Below are 15,681 nucleotides of genomic sequence, written 5' to 3'. Positions count from 1 at the left end.
AGCGCACCGTGGAACTCACGACCATCTGGTTCCTGCTCATCGCCGTGCTCTTCACCGGATACTTCATCCTGGAGGGCTTCGACTTCGGCGTCGGCATGCTGCTGCCCGTCCTCGGCCGCGACGACCGGGAACGCCGCGTCCTGATCAACACCATCGGCCCGGTCTGGGACGGCAACGAGGTCTGGCTGATCACCGCCGGCGGCGCCATGTTCGCCGCCTTCCCCGAGTGGTACGCCACGATGTTCTCCGGCTTCTACCTGCCGCTGCTGCTGATCCTGCTGGCCCTGATCGCGCGCGGCGTCGCCTTCGAGTTCCGGCACAAGCGCCCCGAGCCGTCCTGGAAGCGCCGCTGGGACGCGGCCATCTTCTTCGGCTCACTGGTGCCGGCCGTGCTGTGGGGCGTGGCGTTCGCCAACATCCTGCGCGGCGTACCGCTCGACGCCCAGCACGAGTACGTGGGTGGCCTGCTCGACCTGCTCAACCCGTACGCCCTGCTGGGCGGAGTGACCACCGCCGCGCTCTTCCTCACCCACGGCGCGGTGTTCATCGCGCTGAAGACGGTGGGCGAGGTCCGTGAGCGCGCCGGGAAGCTCGCGGTACGGGTGGGCGCCGTGACCATCGTCCTGGCGGTGGCGTTCCTGGCCTGGACACTGGACATCCGCTCCAGCACGCTCGCCGTCGCGCTCGCCGCCGCCGCGGCATTCGCCCTGCTCGGCGCGCTCGCCGCCGCCCACGCACGGCGGGAGGGCTGGGCGTTCACCGGCACCGCGGCGGCGATCGGCCTGGCCGTGGCGACCCTGTTCGCGGCACTGTTCCCCAACGTGCTGCCCTCGACGCTGGACGCGGCCGGCACGCTGACCGCCACTAACGCCGCCTCCACCCCGTACACCCTGAAGATCATGAGCTGGATGGCGGTGGTGTTCACCCCGATCGTGATCGCCTACCAGGGCTGGACGTACTGGGTGTTCCGCAAGCGCATCGGCGTGGCACACATCCCGCAGCACTGACCACCTGACCACCGCCGGCCCGCCCGTTCCCCGGGGCGGGCCGGCGGTCCATCCGGCTAAGGTGAGCCGGTGACCGGTGAGCCATGGACGCGTCTGCTCGGCAGCGCGACGCCGGTCGTCGGCGCGCCGATGGCCGGGGGAGCCAGCACCCCGGCCCTGGTGCGGGCCGTCACCGCGGCCGGTGGCTTCGGCTTCCTGCCCGCCGGCTACCGCAGCGCCGAGGCGGTCGCCGCCGACCTGGCCGGCCTGGAGGCCACCGGCACGCCGTTCGGCGTGAACCTGTTCGTGCCCGGGCCACCCGACATCGACGAGACGACCTTCCGCGCGTACGCCCGGCGGATCGCCGCCGAGGGTGAGCCGTACGGCCTCGACCTGGCCGGCGCGCCGCTGACGCACGACGACGACCACTGGTCCGACAAGATCGACCTGCTGGTGCGGCATCCGGTGCCGGTGGTCAGCTTCACGTTCGGGCTGCCCGACGCGGCGGCGCTCGCCGCGCTGCGCCGCGCCGGCACGCGGACGCTGGTCACCGTCACCTCGGTGGCCGAGGCGCTCGCCGCCCGCGACCTCGGCGTCGACGGGCTCATCGCGCAGGGCACCGAGGCCGGCGGGCACAGCGGTGTCCACGACCCCCGCCGGCCGGCGCCGCCGGCGTCCACCGGTCCGCTGGTACGCGAGGTGGTGGCGGCCACCGGCCTGCCGGTCCTCGCCGCGGGTGGAGTGGCCGGTCCCCACGACGTGCGGGACCTGATCGCGGTGGGCGCCACCGGGGTGGTGGTGGGCACCCTGCTGCTACGCACCGACGAGAGCGGCGCGAACCGGACCCACCGCGACGCCCTGGCCGACCCGGCGCGCACCACCACCACCGTCATGACCCGCGCCTTCACCGGCCGGCCCGCCCGGGGACTACGCAACACGTTCATCGACCGGTACGAACCGGCCGCGCCGCTCGGCTATCCCGAGCTGCACCATCTGACCCGTGGCATGCGCGCGGCGGCCGCCGCGGCCGGGCACCCGGACCGGGTGCATCTGTGGGCCGGCACCGGCTACCGGCAGGCGCGTACCGGCTCCGCCGCGACCGTGGTCGAGGGGTTGACCGCGGCTCTCTGACCGCCTCCGCCGCACCGGCCACCTGATCGGCTCGGCTCGCGTGATGGCCGGGGGGTGATCCCGCGTCTCAGGCAAGCCGAGCCGATCAGCCGTTCGTGCGCCCGCGCCTGGCAGGGACGCGGGTCAGCGCGTCTCGTCCGCGCCCTGCTCCGTGCCCGCCTCGCGCAGCTCCGCCAGCCGGGACTCGATCTCCGCCAGCTCGGCGCGCAGCTTCTCCGCCTGCTGCTCCGCCTCGGCCCGCTCGGCCGAGAGGATCTGCTCCACCGCCTCGTGCACACCCGGCACGTCGACCAGCGCCACCATCCGCAACGCCTCCGCCGGCTTCACCACGTACGGCTTCGCCAGCGCCTTGCTGCCCTGCTGCGCCGCCACCGTCCACTCGCCGTCGGCGTAGGCCAACGTCACGGTCAACCCGGCCGGCCCCTTCGGCTTCGTCACCTTCACCGCCCGGCGGGCCGGCTTGGCCGCCTCGACCGTCTCCACCTTCGACTCCTCACGCGGCGCCGGTCGCGGCGCCGGCACCTGGTCCAAAACGAACTCCGGCTCCGCCGGCGCCGCGACCGGCTCCGGCTGCGGCTCCGGCTCGACCGCCTTACGCCCCGCGCCTCTCGGCGCCACCGCCACATCGGCGGGGGAGAAGGGCAACTCGTCGCGCCCGAACCGGACGACGACGAACTCGTCGGACTCGGCCGGGTCGGTCAGCTCCACCACCTGACCGATCTGTCCGGCGATCTGCCCCGCCGCGGCGGTGAACACCACCTTCGGCTTGCGGCCCGCGGCCAACGCCTCCCGGAAGGTGCGCACGTCGTCTTCGGACAACCCCTGGCCAGCGGCACCCATCAGCAACCTCTTCCGTACACCTGTTTGATTCCTGTCTTGATACCAGCCGGCTGTGACAGCGCTGACGGCGGACCACCCACCGGTGACCACCGCGGTCCACGCGCACGACCCCGACTACATCCACTGTGGACCATCGCGGGGCCGGGTCGACGGCCGGTACCCCCTGCCGCACCGCGGCGCGGTGAGCCTAGATGATCACCGCCAGACGGCGGCCACCTCGTCGGCGACCACGTCCGCCTGCGCCCGACCGGCCCGCGCCGCCCCGGCCCTGCGCGCCGGATCCAGCACGTTACGCCCGATCGCGGCCCGCGCCGCCGCGTCCGGCGACACCACCACCACCCGCGCCCCCTGCACGCGCAGCGCCGTCACCTGCGCCGCCAGGCGCGGCATCGGCCCGAACGCCGCCGTCGTCGGCGCCAGCACCACCACCCGCCGCGCTCCGGCCGCCAGGTCCGCGTTCACCGGTGAACGCATCCCACCGTCGACGTACCGCCGGTCGCCGATCGTCACGGGCGGCCACACCCCGGGCACCGCGCAACTCGCGCCCACCGCGTCCACCAGCGACACCCCGGAGTCGGCGTCGAAGACCACGAACTCACCCGAGTGGGCGTCCACCGCCGTCACCAGCAGCCGGCGCCGCGGCCACTCCCGCTGCGGCAGCCGCGCCGCGATCACCGCCCGCCGTGACTCCTCCGACGGGGTACGCGCGGCCAACGCCATCGCCCCGATCCGCGCCCGCGCCCGCACCACGTCGCGGGTACGAGCACCGGCCCACGCCAGCCGCAGCACCGCCGCCGGCCCGAACCGCGCCGCCACCTCACCCCGCGACGGCTGAAGCTGCGCCGCGTACGACTCCTGCACCGGCCGGCCGGAGCGCAGCTGCGCGCCCACCACCGAACCCGCCGACGTGCCCACCACCAGATCCGCCTCGGCCAGCGGCACACCGTGTTGCGCCAGCCCGGCCAGCAGCCCCCACTCCCAGGCCACCCCGGTCACACCGCCACCGCCCAGCACCAACGCCCGCGTCATGTGATCTTCCCCTCCGTCGCGGCCCGTGCCGGTCACGGTAACGTCGGGCGCACCAGCACCGGCAGGGGAGGGGCATTGAGCCCGGTCATTGTCATCACCGGCGGCAGCCGCGGTATCGGCGCCGCCACCGCGCGCCGACTCGCCAACACCGGCCACGACGTCGCCTTCGCCTACCGGCGCGACCACGACGCCGCGGCGTCCGTCGTCGCCGACATCCAGGCCGCCGGTCGTCGAGGCGTCGCCGTGCCCGCCGACACCACCGACCCCGACCAGGTCACCGCCCTGTTCGACGCCGCGGCCGAGCTCGGCGAGATCACCGGGTTGGTCAACAACGCCGGCGTGACCAGCCCGATCGGCCCCTTCGTCGACCTCGACCCCGCCGACCTGCGGCGCGTCGTCGACGTCAACCTGATCGGCTACGTGCTCTGCGCCCAGCAGGCGGCCCGCCGGATGAACGCCGGCGCCGCCATCGTCAACGTCTCCTCCGCCGCGGCCACCCTCGGCAGCCCCAACGAGTACATCCACTACGCGGCGGTCAAGGCCGCCACCGACACCCTCACCCTCGGGCTGGCCAAGGAACTCGCCGCCCGCGGGATCCGCGTCAACGGTGTCGCCCCCGGAATCATCCGCACCGACATCCACGCCGTGTCCGGTGTACCCGACCGCGCCGACCGCGCCGTCGGTCGTATCCCACTGGGCCGTGCCGGCGAACCCGACGAGGTCGCCACCGCCATCGCCTGGCTGCTCGGCCCCGAGGCCTCGTACACCACCGGGACGGTGCTGCGCGTCGCCGGCGGCCTCTGACCTGGTCCACCGCCACGCGGGCGGCCCGGGACCTGAAGCCCCGGACCGCCCGGACGGTCAACTCGTGAACAACTTCGCCGCCGTGATCGCCGTCTGCGCCACCCCGTAGCCGAGCAGCACCGACACCACCAACCAGGAGATCCACAACCGGGCCTGCTGCCCGCGTGGGCCGACCTCGTTCATCGCGTGCCGCTCCTCTCCGCCATCGTCTCGGTGTCCGGTTCCGGGTCGGCCGTCGAAGGTTCGTGGAACCGTTGCGGCACCGGCCGGACCAGCAGGTTGGCGATGAACCCCACGGCCAGCACCCCGACCATCGTGAACAGCGCCGGCCGGTACGCCGCGGCCGTCAACGTGCCCGGCTCGCCCTGCGCGTCGAGGAACCCGTTGACGATCAGCGGACCGGCGATCCCCGCCGCCGACCACGCGGTGAGCAGCCGGCCGTGGATCGCGCCCACCTGGAACGTGCCGAACAGGTCCCGCAGGTACGCCGGCACGGTGGAGAACCCACCGCCGTAGAAGGACAGGATCACGCACGCCAGCAGCACGAACAACGCCGTCGCCGCATGCCCCACCACCGCCAGCAGCGCGTACAGCACCATGCCCACGCCCAGGTACAGCAGGTAGATCGGCCGGCGGCCGATCACGTCCGACGTGGACGACCACACGAACCGGCCCGCCATGTTGAACAGCGACAGCAGACCCACGAAGCCACCCGCCGCGGCCACCGACACCGACGAGACCCCGCCGTCGCGGAAGAAGTCCTGGATCATCGGGCTCGCCTGTTCGAGGATCCCGATACCGGCGGTCACGTTGCAGAACAACACCACCCACAGCAGCCAGAAGGACCGGGTCTTCACCGCGTTCGCCGCGGACACGTTCGCCGTGGTCACCAGAGGCTTCGCCGCCACCCGAGCCGGGTCGAACCCGGCCGGGCGCCAGTCCGGCGCCGGCACCCGCACGTTGAACACCCCGAACATCATGATCAGGAAGTAGCCGACGCCCAACGTGACGAACAACCACACCAGCGCGCTCCCGGACGCCGTCGAGCCCGCGTTCGACGGGTCGTACCCGCCGTCGTAGAACGACAGCAACTGGCGGGACAGGGGAGAGGCCACCATCGCCCCGCCACCGAACCCCATGATCGCCAGGCCGGTCGCCAGTCCGGGCCGGTCCGGGAACCACTTGATCAGCGTGGAGACGGGGGAGATGTAACCGATGCCCAGCCCGATGCCGCCCAGCAGCCCGTACCCCAGGTACAGCAGCCACAGCTGCCGGGTCGCGATACCCAGCGCACCGACCAGGAAGCCGGCCGTCCAGAAACACGCCGACACGAACATCGCCTTGCGTGGCCCGTTCGCCTCCACCCACGTGCCCGCCACCGCGGCCGACAGACCCAGCATCACGATGGCGATGCTGAAGATGACGCCGATCGCCGTCTGGCTGGTGTCGAAGTGCGCAATGAGCGAATTCTTGTACACGCTTGTCGCGTAGACCTGCCCGATACAGAGATGGATCGCGAGCGCCGCCGGTGGTATCAGCCAACGGCTGTAACCCGGCGGCGCGACGGTGTGCCGACGATCAAGTGCGGAAAGCATGCCGCGGCGTCCCTTCGGAAGGTTTTCGGATTCCCTCCCTTCATCCACCCGACGACCGTCCACGGGAAAGCCGATCATCGCCGGACGGTCGCTGCGGTGAGCCGAACGGTCGACACCCACCGGCGACGGTCCCACCGAGACCCTCACTCCGCGTCCGTTTCCTCCCGACCGAAGCCGTGCCACGATGACGACGTGAGGACGCTCTTCGGTGACGTCGCCGACACCTACGACGACGTACGCCCCGGCTACCCCGACCGCATCGCCGAGGCCATCGGCGACTACCACGGCACCACCCCGGAGCACATCGTCGAGATCGGCGCCGGCACCGGCAAGGCCACCCGCCTGCTGCGACGCCTCGGCGCGCCGATCACCTGCCTCGAACCCGACCCCCGGATGGCCGCCCGGCTCACCGCCAACCTGCCCGACGTGACCGTCCACACCGAGACGTTCGAACAGTGGGCGCCACCACCCGGCGGCGTACCGATGATCGTCGCGGCCCTGGCCTGGCACTGGCTCGACCCCGCCATCCGCAACCAGCACGCCCACGACGCTCTCACCCCCGGCGGCACGCTCGCGGTCTTCGCCCACAAGTACGGCTACGCCGACCCCATGCAGTCGCGAGCCATCGACACGGCACTGCGCGCCATCGACCCCGACGTGCAGGACCGCCCCGCCGGCTGGTTCCACCTCGACGTCACTGCCAGCGGCCGGTTCACCGACGTACGCGCCGAGACCTTCGACCGGGACCTCACCCTGTCCACCGACCGCTACCTGGACCTGGTGCGCACCTTCGGCCTGTTCCGTCAGCACCAGGCCGACCAGCAGGAACGGGCCCTCGCCGCCGTCCGATCCCTCGTGGACGGCTTCGGCGGCGGCATCGCCCTGCGACTGCGCACCAGCCTGGTCCTGGCCCGCCGGCCCCGCCCGACCGGCCCACCCGAGTGACCGTCGCCTGCCGAACACCTGGCCTGCCCCACCGCGCACAGCGGATGGACCCACCGCCGATAAGGAACATTTACAGTGCGACGACGACCCGGGTAGCGTGCGGAACTGATCGACAACCACCGATCACGATCAGCACCAGGAGGTGCCCGTGCGCCACCGCCACACCATCACCCGGCTCCTCGCCGCAACCGCACTCGCCCTACCACTCACCCTCCCCACTACCCCCGCAGCCGCCGCACCGGCCGGGACACCCGCCCGCCAGCTCACCGACGTGATCCCCGCCCCCGCCGAAACCCGTCCCGACCCCCGGAACAGCTTCACCCTCAGCCCGCTGACCGTCATCCGCACCTCACCGCACTCGGCCCCGGCCCGCCAGGTCGGCAGACAACTCGCCGACCTGCTGCGCCCCGCCACCGGCTACCCACTGCCGGTCCTGCCCGTCCACGCCACACCGCTGCCCGAGATCGCCCTGCTCATCGGCGGCGCCGACGCGCGCCTCGGGCAGGAGGGCTACCAGCTCGACGTCACCCGCCGCGGCATGACCATCCGCGCCAACACCGCCGCCGGCCTCTTCGCCGGCACCCAGACGCTGCGTCAGCTGCTTCCCGCCCAGATCGAGGCCTCCCAGCGGCAACGCACCACCTGGTCCATCCCGGGCGGACGCATCACCGACCACCCGCGCTTCGCCTACCGCGGCGCCATGCTCGACCTCGCCCGGCACTTCCACACCGTCGACGAGATCACGGCGTACATCGACCTGCTCAGCCAGTACAAAATCAACTACCTGCACCTGCACCTGACCGACGACCAGGGCTGGCGCATCCAGATCGACTCCTGGCCCCGACTCACCACCGTCGGCGGCGGCCCCGGCACCGGCGTCGACGGCGCCGGCCCCGGATACCTCACCAAAGCCGACTACAAGGCCGTCGCCGCCTACGCCGCCGCGCGGCACATCACGATCGTTCCCGAGATCGACATGCCCGGCCACACCAACGCCGCACAGTCCACCTACGCCGAACTCAACTGCGACGGCGTCGCACCGCCACCACGTACCGACACCGCCGTCGGCTACAGCTCCCTGTGCATCGACGACGAACTGACCTACCAGTTCATCGAAGACGTCATCCGCGAACTCGCCGAGATCACCCCCGGCCCGTACCTGCACATCGGCGGCGACGAGGCCCACGCCACCAGCGACGAGGACTACGCCACCTTCATGCGACGCGTGCTGCCGCTGGTCGGCAAGTACGGCAAGCGGGCCTTCGGCTGGAACGAGGTCATGCAGGTCGACCCGGCCACCGACGTCGTCGCCCAGTTCTGGGGCACCGGCACCACCAACACCGACCTCGCCGAGGCCGTCGCCCGCGGCAACAAGGTCGTCATGTCACCGGCCAACAAGACCTACCTCGACATGAAGTACGACCGCAACACCCCACTCGGCCTCTCCTGGGCCGGCTACATCGAGGTACGCGACGCGTACGACTGGAACCCGGCCGAACGCGTCACCGGAGTCGGTGAGGACGCCGTCCTCGGCGTCGAGGCGCCACTGTGGTCGGAAACCCTGCGCAGCCTCGACGACATCGAGTACATGGCCTTCCCGCGGCTGCCCGCGATCGCCGAACTCGGCTGGTCCACGGCAGCCAGCCACGACTGGGAGTCGTTCCGCACCCGGCTCGGCGCGCAGGCACCGCGCTGGCACCTGCAGGACGTCGACTACTACCCGTCCCCCCAGGTGCCCTGGCTCTGACCCGCACACCTACCCGGGCGGGCCCCCGGCTCACCGGCCGGGGGCCCGCCCGATCCCCGCTTCCGGCGGTGGAACGTGATGCGCGAGCGGCCCGGAGTCAGGTGCTCCCGGCGGCGACGGCAGCCCGCCGATCGAACCGCTCAGCAGCCGTCCCGCGCCCCGCACACGCGAGCGGGCATCCGCCGCCCCGCCGCCCGGACCATTGCGGTCACGGAGCGTCAATGGGCCGCCCCCGGCTCCTCCGGCGGGAAGTCCACCGGGTACGGCTGGTCGAAGTCGGCGGACCGGCTGACCTGCTCCCACGCGCTCGCCTCGGCGATCTGCCGCCGCGAGTAGTCCAGCGCCGCCGATGCCGCGTACGTGCCGACGAGCAGGTGCGACGGCAGATCGTGGCGATTGAGCACGCGGACCAGGATCTCCGCGGCGCGCTTCGGGTCCCCGGCGGTCAACGCCGGGTTGCTGCGGTCGGCGCGCAGGCCCACCGTGCTCGCGTACTCCGGGGGAACCTCATGCATCTGCATGGACGAACCCGCCCAGTCGGTGGCGAACCCGCTGGGCTCGACGACGAGGGTCTTGATGCCCAACGGCGCCGTCTCGGCCGCGAGCACCCGGGTGAGGCCGTCGACGGCGAACTTGGCCGCCTGGTAGGAGCCCAGGCCGGGGCTTCCTCCGACCCGTCCGCCCAATGACGAGAACTGCACGATGGTGCCGGCGCCCTGCTTCTTGAGCACTGGAATCGCCGCCTTGGACACGTGGTACACGCCCCAGAAGTTCGTGTCGAACTGGCGGCGGAAGTCCTCCTCGGAACCGGTCTCCACCGGCGCGATGTTCGCGTAGCCGGCGTTGTTGACCACGACGTCGATCCGCCCGAACCGGTTGAGCGCAGCGTCGAAGGCCGCCGCGACAGCGGCCTGATCGGTGACGTCGAGAGCCACCGGCAGCACACGATCGCCGTACTGCTCAACCACGTCGGAGAGCTGCTCGGGCGTACGGGCGGTCGCGACGACCTGGTCGCCGGACTCCAGGGCGGCGGTGGTCAGGGCGCGGCCGAAGCCGCGAGACGAACCGGTGATGAACCATGTCTTTGTCACACCCGTAGCAAAACACGGTTTCACTAATAAGGCAACGCGGTTGTGTTAGATTGCGGAGGTGGCACCCATCACCCCCCGGCAACGAGCGCGCAGCGCCGAAGCCAAGCGGTTGCGTGAGCACGACATCCTCGACGCCGCGCGCGCACTGGCCACCGAACGCAGTGTCCGGGAGGTCACCCTGACCGACGTCGCGACAGCAGTCGGCATGCACAAGTCCGCGATGCTGCGCTACTTCGAGACCCGCGAGCAGATCTACCTGACCCTGACCGCCGAACAGTGGCAGGAGTGGAGCACCGCGGTCCGCGCAAGCCTCGAACACCTCGACCCCGTCGACAGCGACACGGTCGCCGCCACCATCGCCGAATCACTGGCCGACCGGCCGTTCTTCTGCGACCTGCTCGCACAGGCCCCCTTGAACCTGGAACGCAACGTGTCGCTCGCGGCGGCCTACCAGTTCAAGACGACCACGCTGGCCCAGGTCGACACGATCGCCGAGGCTCTGCGCCGACTCCTCGGGATCACCGCACTCCAGGCACTCGACGTGGTGGCCGCCGCGACGAGCATGGCCGGAGCCCTCTGGCAGATGGCCGCACCCGGCACGTCACTCAGGGATCTCTACGAAACGCACCCCGAACTCGCACACGCCGCAGTCGATGTCGGACCGCAGCTCACCCGCATCCTGACCGCGCTGCTGACCGGAATGCGAACAACCCTGCGACCGTGAACGACCGGCCACCACACCCGGCCGGGCACCTGCGAGGCGGCCCACCCCGGTGCCCGACGGCAGGGGAGCGGATGTATCGAGGTTCCCTCGTCTTGAGGCTGCGCCGGTGCCTCTACGTACTTTCCGGGTCGGCACCGAGGGCCGCCCTGCCGCCATCGACGGGAAGGACGGCGCCGGTGATGAAGGCTGATTCCGCAGAGAGCAGGAACGCGACGGCGTGTGCGACCTCGAGGGGCCGACCGACGCGCCCCGAGGGAATGCAAAGCAGCCATGTGCTGGTCGGTTCCGGGGTTCTCGCGCCGGTACTCCTCGTACCGGGCCGTCGTGATCGAACCCAGCGCGACGGCGTTGACGCGAATGCCCTGAGGACCGTGGTCGACGGCCGCCGCTCGCGTGAGCCCTTCGACAGCGGCCTTCGCTGTGGCATAAGGCAGAGCGCCCCGCACGGGGCGCTGTGCCTGGTGTGAGGAAACGTTCACGATCGAGCCGGGCCGTGAATGCGAGAGAAAGTGCCGCACCGCGGCGTGGCACCCGACGACAGCAAGGTTCAGGTTGAGCGCGATGAGCGCACTGATCTGCCCCGCTGTCGCCGTGGCAAGGCCGGCGTCGCGAAAAATCGCAGCATTGTTCACCCAGCCGCTCAACGGACCGTGCTTCTCCGCGAGCACCGCCGCAGCCGCGGCGGCGGCGCAATCGCCCGCGTCACCTTCGACTTGATGCACCCGAGGGTTCGCGCTGTAAGCAGGAGTCGGGTCGAGGTTGACGACATGACCGATCGAGGAAAGGTGTTCCGCGATCGCGCTGCCGACGCCCCCGCTCGCACCTGTGACAACGAACGAACGTGTGCTGCTCATGCGCGTGCTGTGCGAGTTAGCGGCATCCCCCCACTCTTCCCGCTCGCGCTCAGCCGAAAACCCTTGTGCCAGTCGGGCAACCCGCACCAGCTGCCCGACTGATTCCACCACTTACCCTCACGACGGCGGCGGCTCGGCAATCCGTACGACCACCGCCGTCACCGTCGAAATCAGCTAACGACCCGGTACCGGCTGGTGATCGAAACCCGGTTGAACGCGTTCATCACAGTTGCCAGCCACGCGACCGCCGAGATCTGATCCGCCGTCAGTACGGCCGCAGCCGCACCGAACTCCTCATCGCTGACGTGCCCGTCCGACACCAGCGTGATCGCCTCGACCAGCCGCAGAGCCGCCCGGTCGGTCTCGGAGAAGTAGCCGGTCTCCGCCCAGGCGGGCAGCACCGCGATCCGATCGGGGCTCTCGCCCTTCTTCACGGCATCGCGAGTGTGCATGCGCAGGCAGAACGCACAGCCGTTGATCTGCGACACACGAATCCGCAGCAGCTCGACCAGGAGCGGGTCGAGGCCCGCCGCCGCGGCGGCCGCATCCACCTCCGACGACAGGGCGATGAGAGCCTTGTAGGCCGCCGGGTGCTGCTCGCCGATGTTGACCCGCTGAACCTCAGTCATGGTTCCTTCGATCCTTTCGTAATCCACGCCGCGCCCTCCGAGCGCGCCTCGCGGTGGTCGGTGCAGGGTGTTGCCAGTGCGCGTGCCCCGGGCTACGACTTCGGATCGTCGACCTTCAGCTCGTCCCCGGTGTTGGAGACGAAGACGACCAGAAGCTTGGCCGGCTCACTCTGGCTGGCGTTCTCGGTGAGGACGTGATCGGCGCCCGGCTGCTCCACCCAGTTCTCACCCTGGTGGAACGTGGTCACCGGCTTGTCGTCGAGCTTGCTGCGCACCGTGCCCTCGAGCACGTACGCGTAGACGAACGCCTGGCCGTGCCGGTGCGGTGCCGCACTCGCGTTCGGCGGAAGCTCGACCACCGCCGAGGTGAACGTCTTACCCTCCACATCCGGCAGGGCCTGCTGAAGCAACGGCTTGAGTGTCTCCGCGGGGCGCGTCGACGCCGAAACCGACGCAGATGCCGCAGCCGTGGTCGGTTCTCCGGCCTGGGCGGGCTGGTCGGAAGCCGAACAGGCCGTGGCCGCAGTCAACGTGGCGACAGCCAGCAGGCCGGTGGCGATACCGACCCTCCGGCCTCGCCCAGTGATGGCTCGCATACAGGTCCTTACTGAGCAGGGGCGACTCGGGCCCACAGCCCCGACCGCAGGCGGGAGCACATGCCGTTGCGCATGACCGACCCCACCTGCTCGCGTCTGATCCTTCGTCGCCCGTTTTCCGTTCTCATCAGGGAGACGAGGTAGCCCCTCCGGGTGTGACAGCTCAGATGCGCACGAGTTTGTCGGGGTTCATCACCCTGCGGTACGCGCTGATCAGACCACCAGTGATCTGCACCGTGTCGACGGAGTAGACCCGGCCCTCCCGCTGGAACACCAGGGCGAGCTCACCGCCGACCTCGGCCAAGTCGATGCGCTCCGGGCGCCACTGCCGTCCCGTACGCACCATCACCTCGGCGACGCGCTCGCCGCCGTAGATGAGCCGTCGAGCCGCGGAGACCTTACCGCCACCGTCGGTGACGTACACGGCGTCCGGATGCAGCAGCCTGACCAGGCCGGCCAGGTCCCCGGCCTCGTACGCGGCACGGAAGGCCGTGAGGACCCGTTCGCGCTCCGCCTTCGACGCCCGCGGCGCGGACCGCTTCGCCCCGGCCACCCGCCGCCGTGCCCGCGAAGCGAGCTGCCGGGCACCCGGCACGGAGACGTCCAGCACCTCGGCGATCCGGCCGAACTCGAGACCGAACACGTCGTGCAGCACGAAGGCCACCCGCTCCGGCGGGCTCAACTCTTCCATGATCAGCAACATCGCCGAACTGACGGACTCGTCGACGAGTACCGGCTGCGACGCGTCCGGCCCGGTCAGCAGCGGCTCCGGCAGCCACGGCCCGACATAGGTCTCCCGCCGGAAACGGGCACTCTTGAGAATGTCGTACGACCGTCGCGCGGCCACCGTCACCAGCCAGGCCTGCAGATCACCGACGTCCCGCAGATCCGCCCCGGCCGCCCGCAGCCACACGTCCTGGGTCACATCCTCGGCGTCGGCCACGCTGCCCAGCAGCCGGTAGGCCACCCCGAACACCGCGGGCCGGTGCCGCTCCCATCCGGCTCCGAGCGGGTCCGCGGGCTCCGATCGTCCGGGCCCGTGCGAGTCACCCATGCAGGTCGCGACCTCCTCCAGCTTGCCGATCCAGCCTAACCACCCGAACCCGGGACCTTCGACGACATCTGCGCGGAAGGTGGTACACGAGACACCCCGCACCTCGACGGCTCAGCGCCCGCGTCCCGGCGTGCAGGTCCGGGACGCGGGGGAGCGGAGCCGAACTTCCCTCACGCGGGAGGTGCCCGCGGTCGACCTCAGCGCGGCCACCGGGCGGTGCCAGCACTGCGGGGCGGCCGGCCCGATGGCCGCGTCGCCACCGCCCGACGACCGTCCTTAATGCTCCGTTAACGCGCCCTTATCGCGTCCCCGGAAATGCTGCTGCCCGATCCGGCCCCGTGCCGCCGGACGCCATCTCCGAGGAGGACACCCATGCGTATCCGCACCATTCTGGTGCCGTCACTGGCGGCCGTCCTGCTGGCTGCGGCCACCCCGACCGCCGCGGCGGCCGCCACCGCGAGCTTCGGGCCGCGGGTCGACCTGCCCGCCGGGTACGGCCCGATCTTCGCCACTCACGGCGACCTGGACCGGGACGGCCGGCCGGACATGGCGGTCGCCAACGAACTCGGCGGCACCGTCTCGGTGCTGCTCAACCGGGGCGCGGACGGGTTCCGGACCATGGCCGAGGTGAGCACCGGCAGCCGGCCGATGACGGTGGCCATCGCCGACGTCAACGGTGACGGACGCGCCGACCTGGTGACCGCCAACCTCGGCGGCACCGTCGCCACCGCACTGGGCCGGGGCGACGGCCGCTTCCGCGCGCCCCAGCACATCGACCTGGGCGGGTCCAGCAATCCGTGGGCGGTGGTCGCCGAGGACCTGGACGGCGACCGCGACGTGGACGTCGCCGTCTCGCTCACCGGCCTCTCGCAGGTGCAGGTGCTGCTCAACGACGGCCGCGGACGCCTCACCTTGGGCCAGACGGTGTCGCTGGAGTACAGCGACTTCGAGGGCCTGCGTGCGGCGGACCTCAACGGCGACGGTCTGGTGGACCTGGTCGGCAGCGAGCACTTCGCGGGCCGGGTGGGCATCCTGCTCGGCACGGGAGGGGGCGCCTTCGGCCCGCTGCAGCGGATCGAACTGATCAACGACACCAGCCGCGTGGTGGTGGACGACTTCAACTCCGACGGGCGGCTGGACATCGCGGCGGCCCGTGGCAGCAGCTACGCCGACAGCGGCTGGCTGCTGCTGGGCAACGGCGACGGCACGTTCGCGGAGCCGCGGACCATCCCGGTGCGCTGGGCGGAGACGGTCGCGGGCGGCGACTTCGACGGCGACGGCAGGGCCGACCTGGCGTTCGCCACCTCCTCAGTCGTCTTCGTGTTGCTCGGCAACGGTGACGGCACGTTCGGCGAGTCCCTTGAACTGCCGGTGCAGGGCCGGCCGGGTGTGCCGACCGCCGCCGACTTCACCGGCGACGGCCGCGACGACCTCGCCGTGCCCAACGGCGACGGGTACCCGGGCACCGTCTGGTTCTTCCCCACCGCCTGAGGACCGGGACCGGCGGCGGCGCGGGGTAGCGCGCCTACGAGACAGAACTGGTCGTTCTTCGCTACCGCAAGGTTGTTGCTGATCACGTCACTGAGCACCCACGCGGGTCGGCCATCGTGTGCGCAGGTGTGTGAGCGGACCGGCGCGAGTCGGGCGGACAACTGT

16 protein-coding genes and 1 pseudogene are annotated in these 15,681 nt (G+C 71.3%); 7 read left to right on the top strand and 10 right to left on the bottom strand.

All coding sequences use genetic code 11. The features are described from left to right. Positions 1 to 8 precede the first annotated feature (8 nt). Complete coding sequence (cydB, locus tag AB0F98_RS17430; protein WP_357735959.1) at positions 9 to 1,007, top strand: cytochrome d ubiquinol oxidase subunit II; 999 nt, start codon at positions 9 to 11, stop codon at positions 1,005 to 1,007. A 69-nt stretch (positions 1,008 to 1,076) separates the two neighbouring features. Further along, positions 1,077 to 2,117, top strand: coding sequence for a nitronate monooxygenase (locus AB0F98_RS17425; RefSeq protein ID WP_357735956.1), 1,041 nt, complete (start codon positions 1,077 to 1,079; stop codon positions 2,115 to 2,117). A 123-nt stretch (positions 2,118 to 2,240) separates the two neighbouring features. On the opposite strand, the gene AB0F98_RS17420 is transcribed toward AB0F98_RS17425, so the two are convergent. Together AB0F98_RS17420 and AB0F98_RS17415 are read right to left on the bottom strand one after the other, a co-directional pair. Further along, the gene (locus AB0F98_RS17420) at positions 2,241 to 2,957 is read right to left on the bottom strand and encodes a hypothetical protein (RefSeq protein ID WP_357735953.1); all 717 of its coding nucleotides are present in this window, start codon (positions 2,955 to 2,957) and stop codon (positions 2,241 to 2,243) included. A gap of 195 nt (positions 2,958 to 3,152) precedes the next feature. Further along, the gene (locus AB0F98_RS17415) at positions 3,153 to 3,986 is read right to left on the bottom strand and encodes a patatin-like phospholipase family protein (protein ID WP_357735950.1); all 834 of its coding nucleotides are present in this window, start codon (positions 3,984 to 3,986) and stop codon (positions 3,153 to 3,155) included. A gap of 75 nt (positions 3,987 to 4,061) precedes the next feature. Here AB0F98_RS17415 and AB0F98_RS17410 point away from each other — a divergent pair, with 75 nt between their 5' ends. After that, positions 4,062 to 4,790 (top strand): SDR family oxidoreductase, encoded by a 729-nt coding sequence (locus AB0F98_RS17410; RefSeq protein WP_357735947.1) that lies wholly within the window; start codon positions 4,062 to 4,064, stop codon positions 4,788 to 4,790. A 57-nt stretch (positions 4,791 to 4,847) separates the two neighbouring features. On the opposite strand, the gene AB0F98_RS17405 is transcribed toward AB0F98_RS17410, so the two are convergent. Continuing rightward, positions 4,848 to 4,973 (bottom strand): hypothetical protein, encoded by a 126-nt coding sequence (locus AB0F98_RS17405; protein WP_355149659.1) that lies wholly within the window; start codon positions 4,971 to 4,973, stop codon positions 4,848 to 4,850. Continuing rightward, positions 4,970 to 6,385, bottom strand: a complete 1,416-nt coding sequence (locus AB0F98_RS17400; protein WP_357735943.1) for an OFA family MFS transporter — start codon at positions 6,383 to 6,385, stop codon at positions 4,970 to 4,972. Before AB0F98_RS17400 ends, AB0F98_RS17405 begins: the two co-directional genes overlap by 4 nt. Positions 6,386 to 6,577: 192 nt before the next feature. On the opposite strand from AB0F98_RS17400, the gene AB0F98_RS17395 reads away from it, so the two are divergent. Both AB0F98_RS17395 and AB0F98_RS17390 read left to right on the top strand, forming a co-directional pair. After that, entirely contained in the window at positions 6,578 to 7,330 is a 753-nt protein-coding gene (locus tag AB0F98_RS17395) for a class I SAM-dependent methyltransferase (RefSeq protein ID WP_357735939.1), read from the top strand. 148 nt (positions 7,331 to 7,478) lie between these two features. Then, a complete protein-coding gene (locus AB0F98_RS17390) occupies positions 7,479 to 9,077 on the top strand; it encodes a beta-N-acetylhexosaminidase (RefSeq protein ID WP_357735935.1) in 1,599 nt (532 codons plus the stop codon). A gap of 218 nt (positions 9,078 to 9,295) precedes the next feature. On the opposite strand, the gene AB0F98_RS17385 is transcribed toward AB0F98_RS17390, so the two are convergent. Next, positions 9,296 to 10,168, bottom strand: a complete 873-nt coding sequence (locus AB0F98_RS17385; RefSeq protein WP_357735932.1) for an SDR family NAD(P)-dependent oxidoreductase — start codon at positions 10,166 to 10,168, stop codon at positions 9,296 to 9,298. 58 nt (positions 10,169 to 10,226) lie between these two features. Here AB0F98_RS17385 and AB0F98_RS17380 point away from each other — a divergent pair, with 58 nt between their 5' ends. Beyond that, positions 10,227 to 10,892 carry a TetR family transcriptional regulator gene (locus AB0F98_RS17380; protein WP_357735929.1) on the top strand — a complete coding sequence of 222 codons (666 nt, stop codon included), beginning with the start codon at positions 10,227 to 10,229 and terminating at the stop codon, positions 10,890 to 10,892. Positions 10,893 to 11,004: 112 nt separating this feature from the next. Here AB0F98_RS17380 and AB0F98_RS17375 read toward each other — a convergent pair whose 3' ends face one another. The 5 genes and pseudogenes from AB0F98_RS17375 to sigJ all read right to left on the bottom strand — a co-directional run bounded on the left by AB0F98_RS17375 (position 11,005) and on the right by sigJ (position 14,025). After that, positions 11,005 to 11,319 carry an SDR family oxidoreductase gene (locus AB0F98_RS17375; protein ID WP_357735926.1) on the bottom strand — a complete coding sequence of 105 codons (315 nt, stop codon included), beginning with the start codon at positions 11,317 to 11,319 and terminating at the stop codon, positions 11,005 to 11,007. Continuing rightward, positions 11,228 to 11,746, bottom strand: a pseudogene (locus tag AB0F98_RS17370) (SDR family oxidoreductase); the annotation flags it as partial. The pseudogene AB0F98_RS17370 and the gene AB0F98_RS17375, both read right to left, overlap by 92 nt. Before the next feature lie 170 nt (positions 11,747 to 11,916). Further along, positions 11,917 to 12,375 carry a carboxymuconolactone decarboxylase family protein gene (locus tag AB0F98_RS17365; RefSeq protein WP_357735923.1) on the bottom strand — a complete coding sequence of 153 codons (459 nt, stop codon included), beginning with the start codon at positions 12,373 to 12,375 and terminating at the stop codon, positions 11,917 to 11,919. A 92-nt stretch (positions 12,376 to 12,467) separates the two neighbouring features. Beyond that, a complete protein-coding gene (locus AB0F98_RS17360) occupies positions 12,468 to 12,785 on the bottom strand; it encodes a cupin domain-containing protein (RefSeq protein WP_357735920.1) in 318 nt (105 codons plus the stop codon). Positions 12,786 to 13,134: 349 nt separating this feature from the next. Further along, positions 13,135 to 14,025 carry an RNA polymerase sigma factor SigJ gene (gene sigJ / locus AB0F98_RS17355; RefSeq protein WP_357735917.1) on the bottom strand — a complete coding sequence of 297 codons (891 nt, stop codon included), beginning with the start codon at positions 14,023 to 14,025 and terminating at the stop codon, positions 13,135 to 13,137. A gap of 372 nt (positions 14,026 to 14,397) precedes the next feature. On the opposite strand from sigJ, the gene AB0F98_RS17350 reads away from it, so the two are divergent. Continuing rightward, the gene (locus AB0F98_RS17350) at positions 14,398 to 15,516 is read left to right on the top strand and encodes a VCBS repeat-containing protein (RefSeq protein ID WP_357735914.1); all 1,119 of its coding nucleotides are present in this window, start codon (positions 14,398 to 14,400) and stop codon (positions 15,514 to 15,516) included. Positions 15,517 to 15,681 lie beyond the last annotated feature (165 nt).

This window comes from Micromonospora sp. NPDC023737 (assembly GCF_040639715.1).
Classification (GTDB): Bacteria; Actinomycetota; Actinomycetes; order Mycobacteriales; family Micromonosporaceae; genus Micromonospora.
Note: the sequence above shows the minus strand (reverse complement) of the source record. Positions and strands in the feature narration are given on the sequence as shown.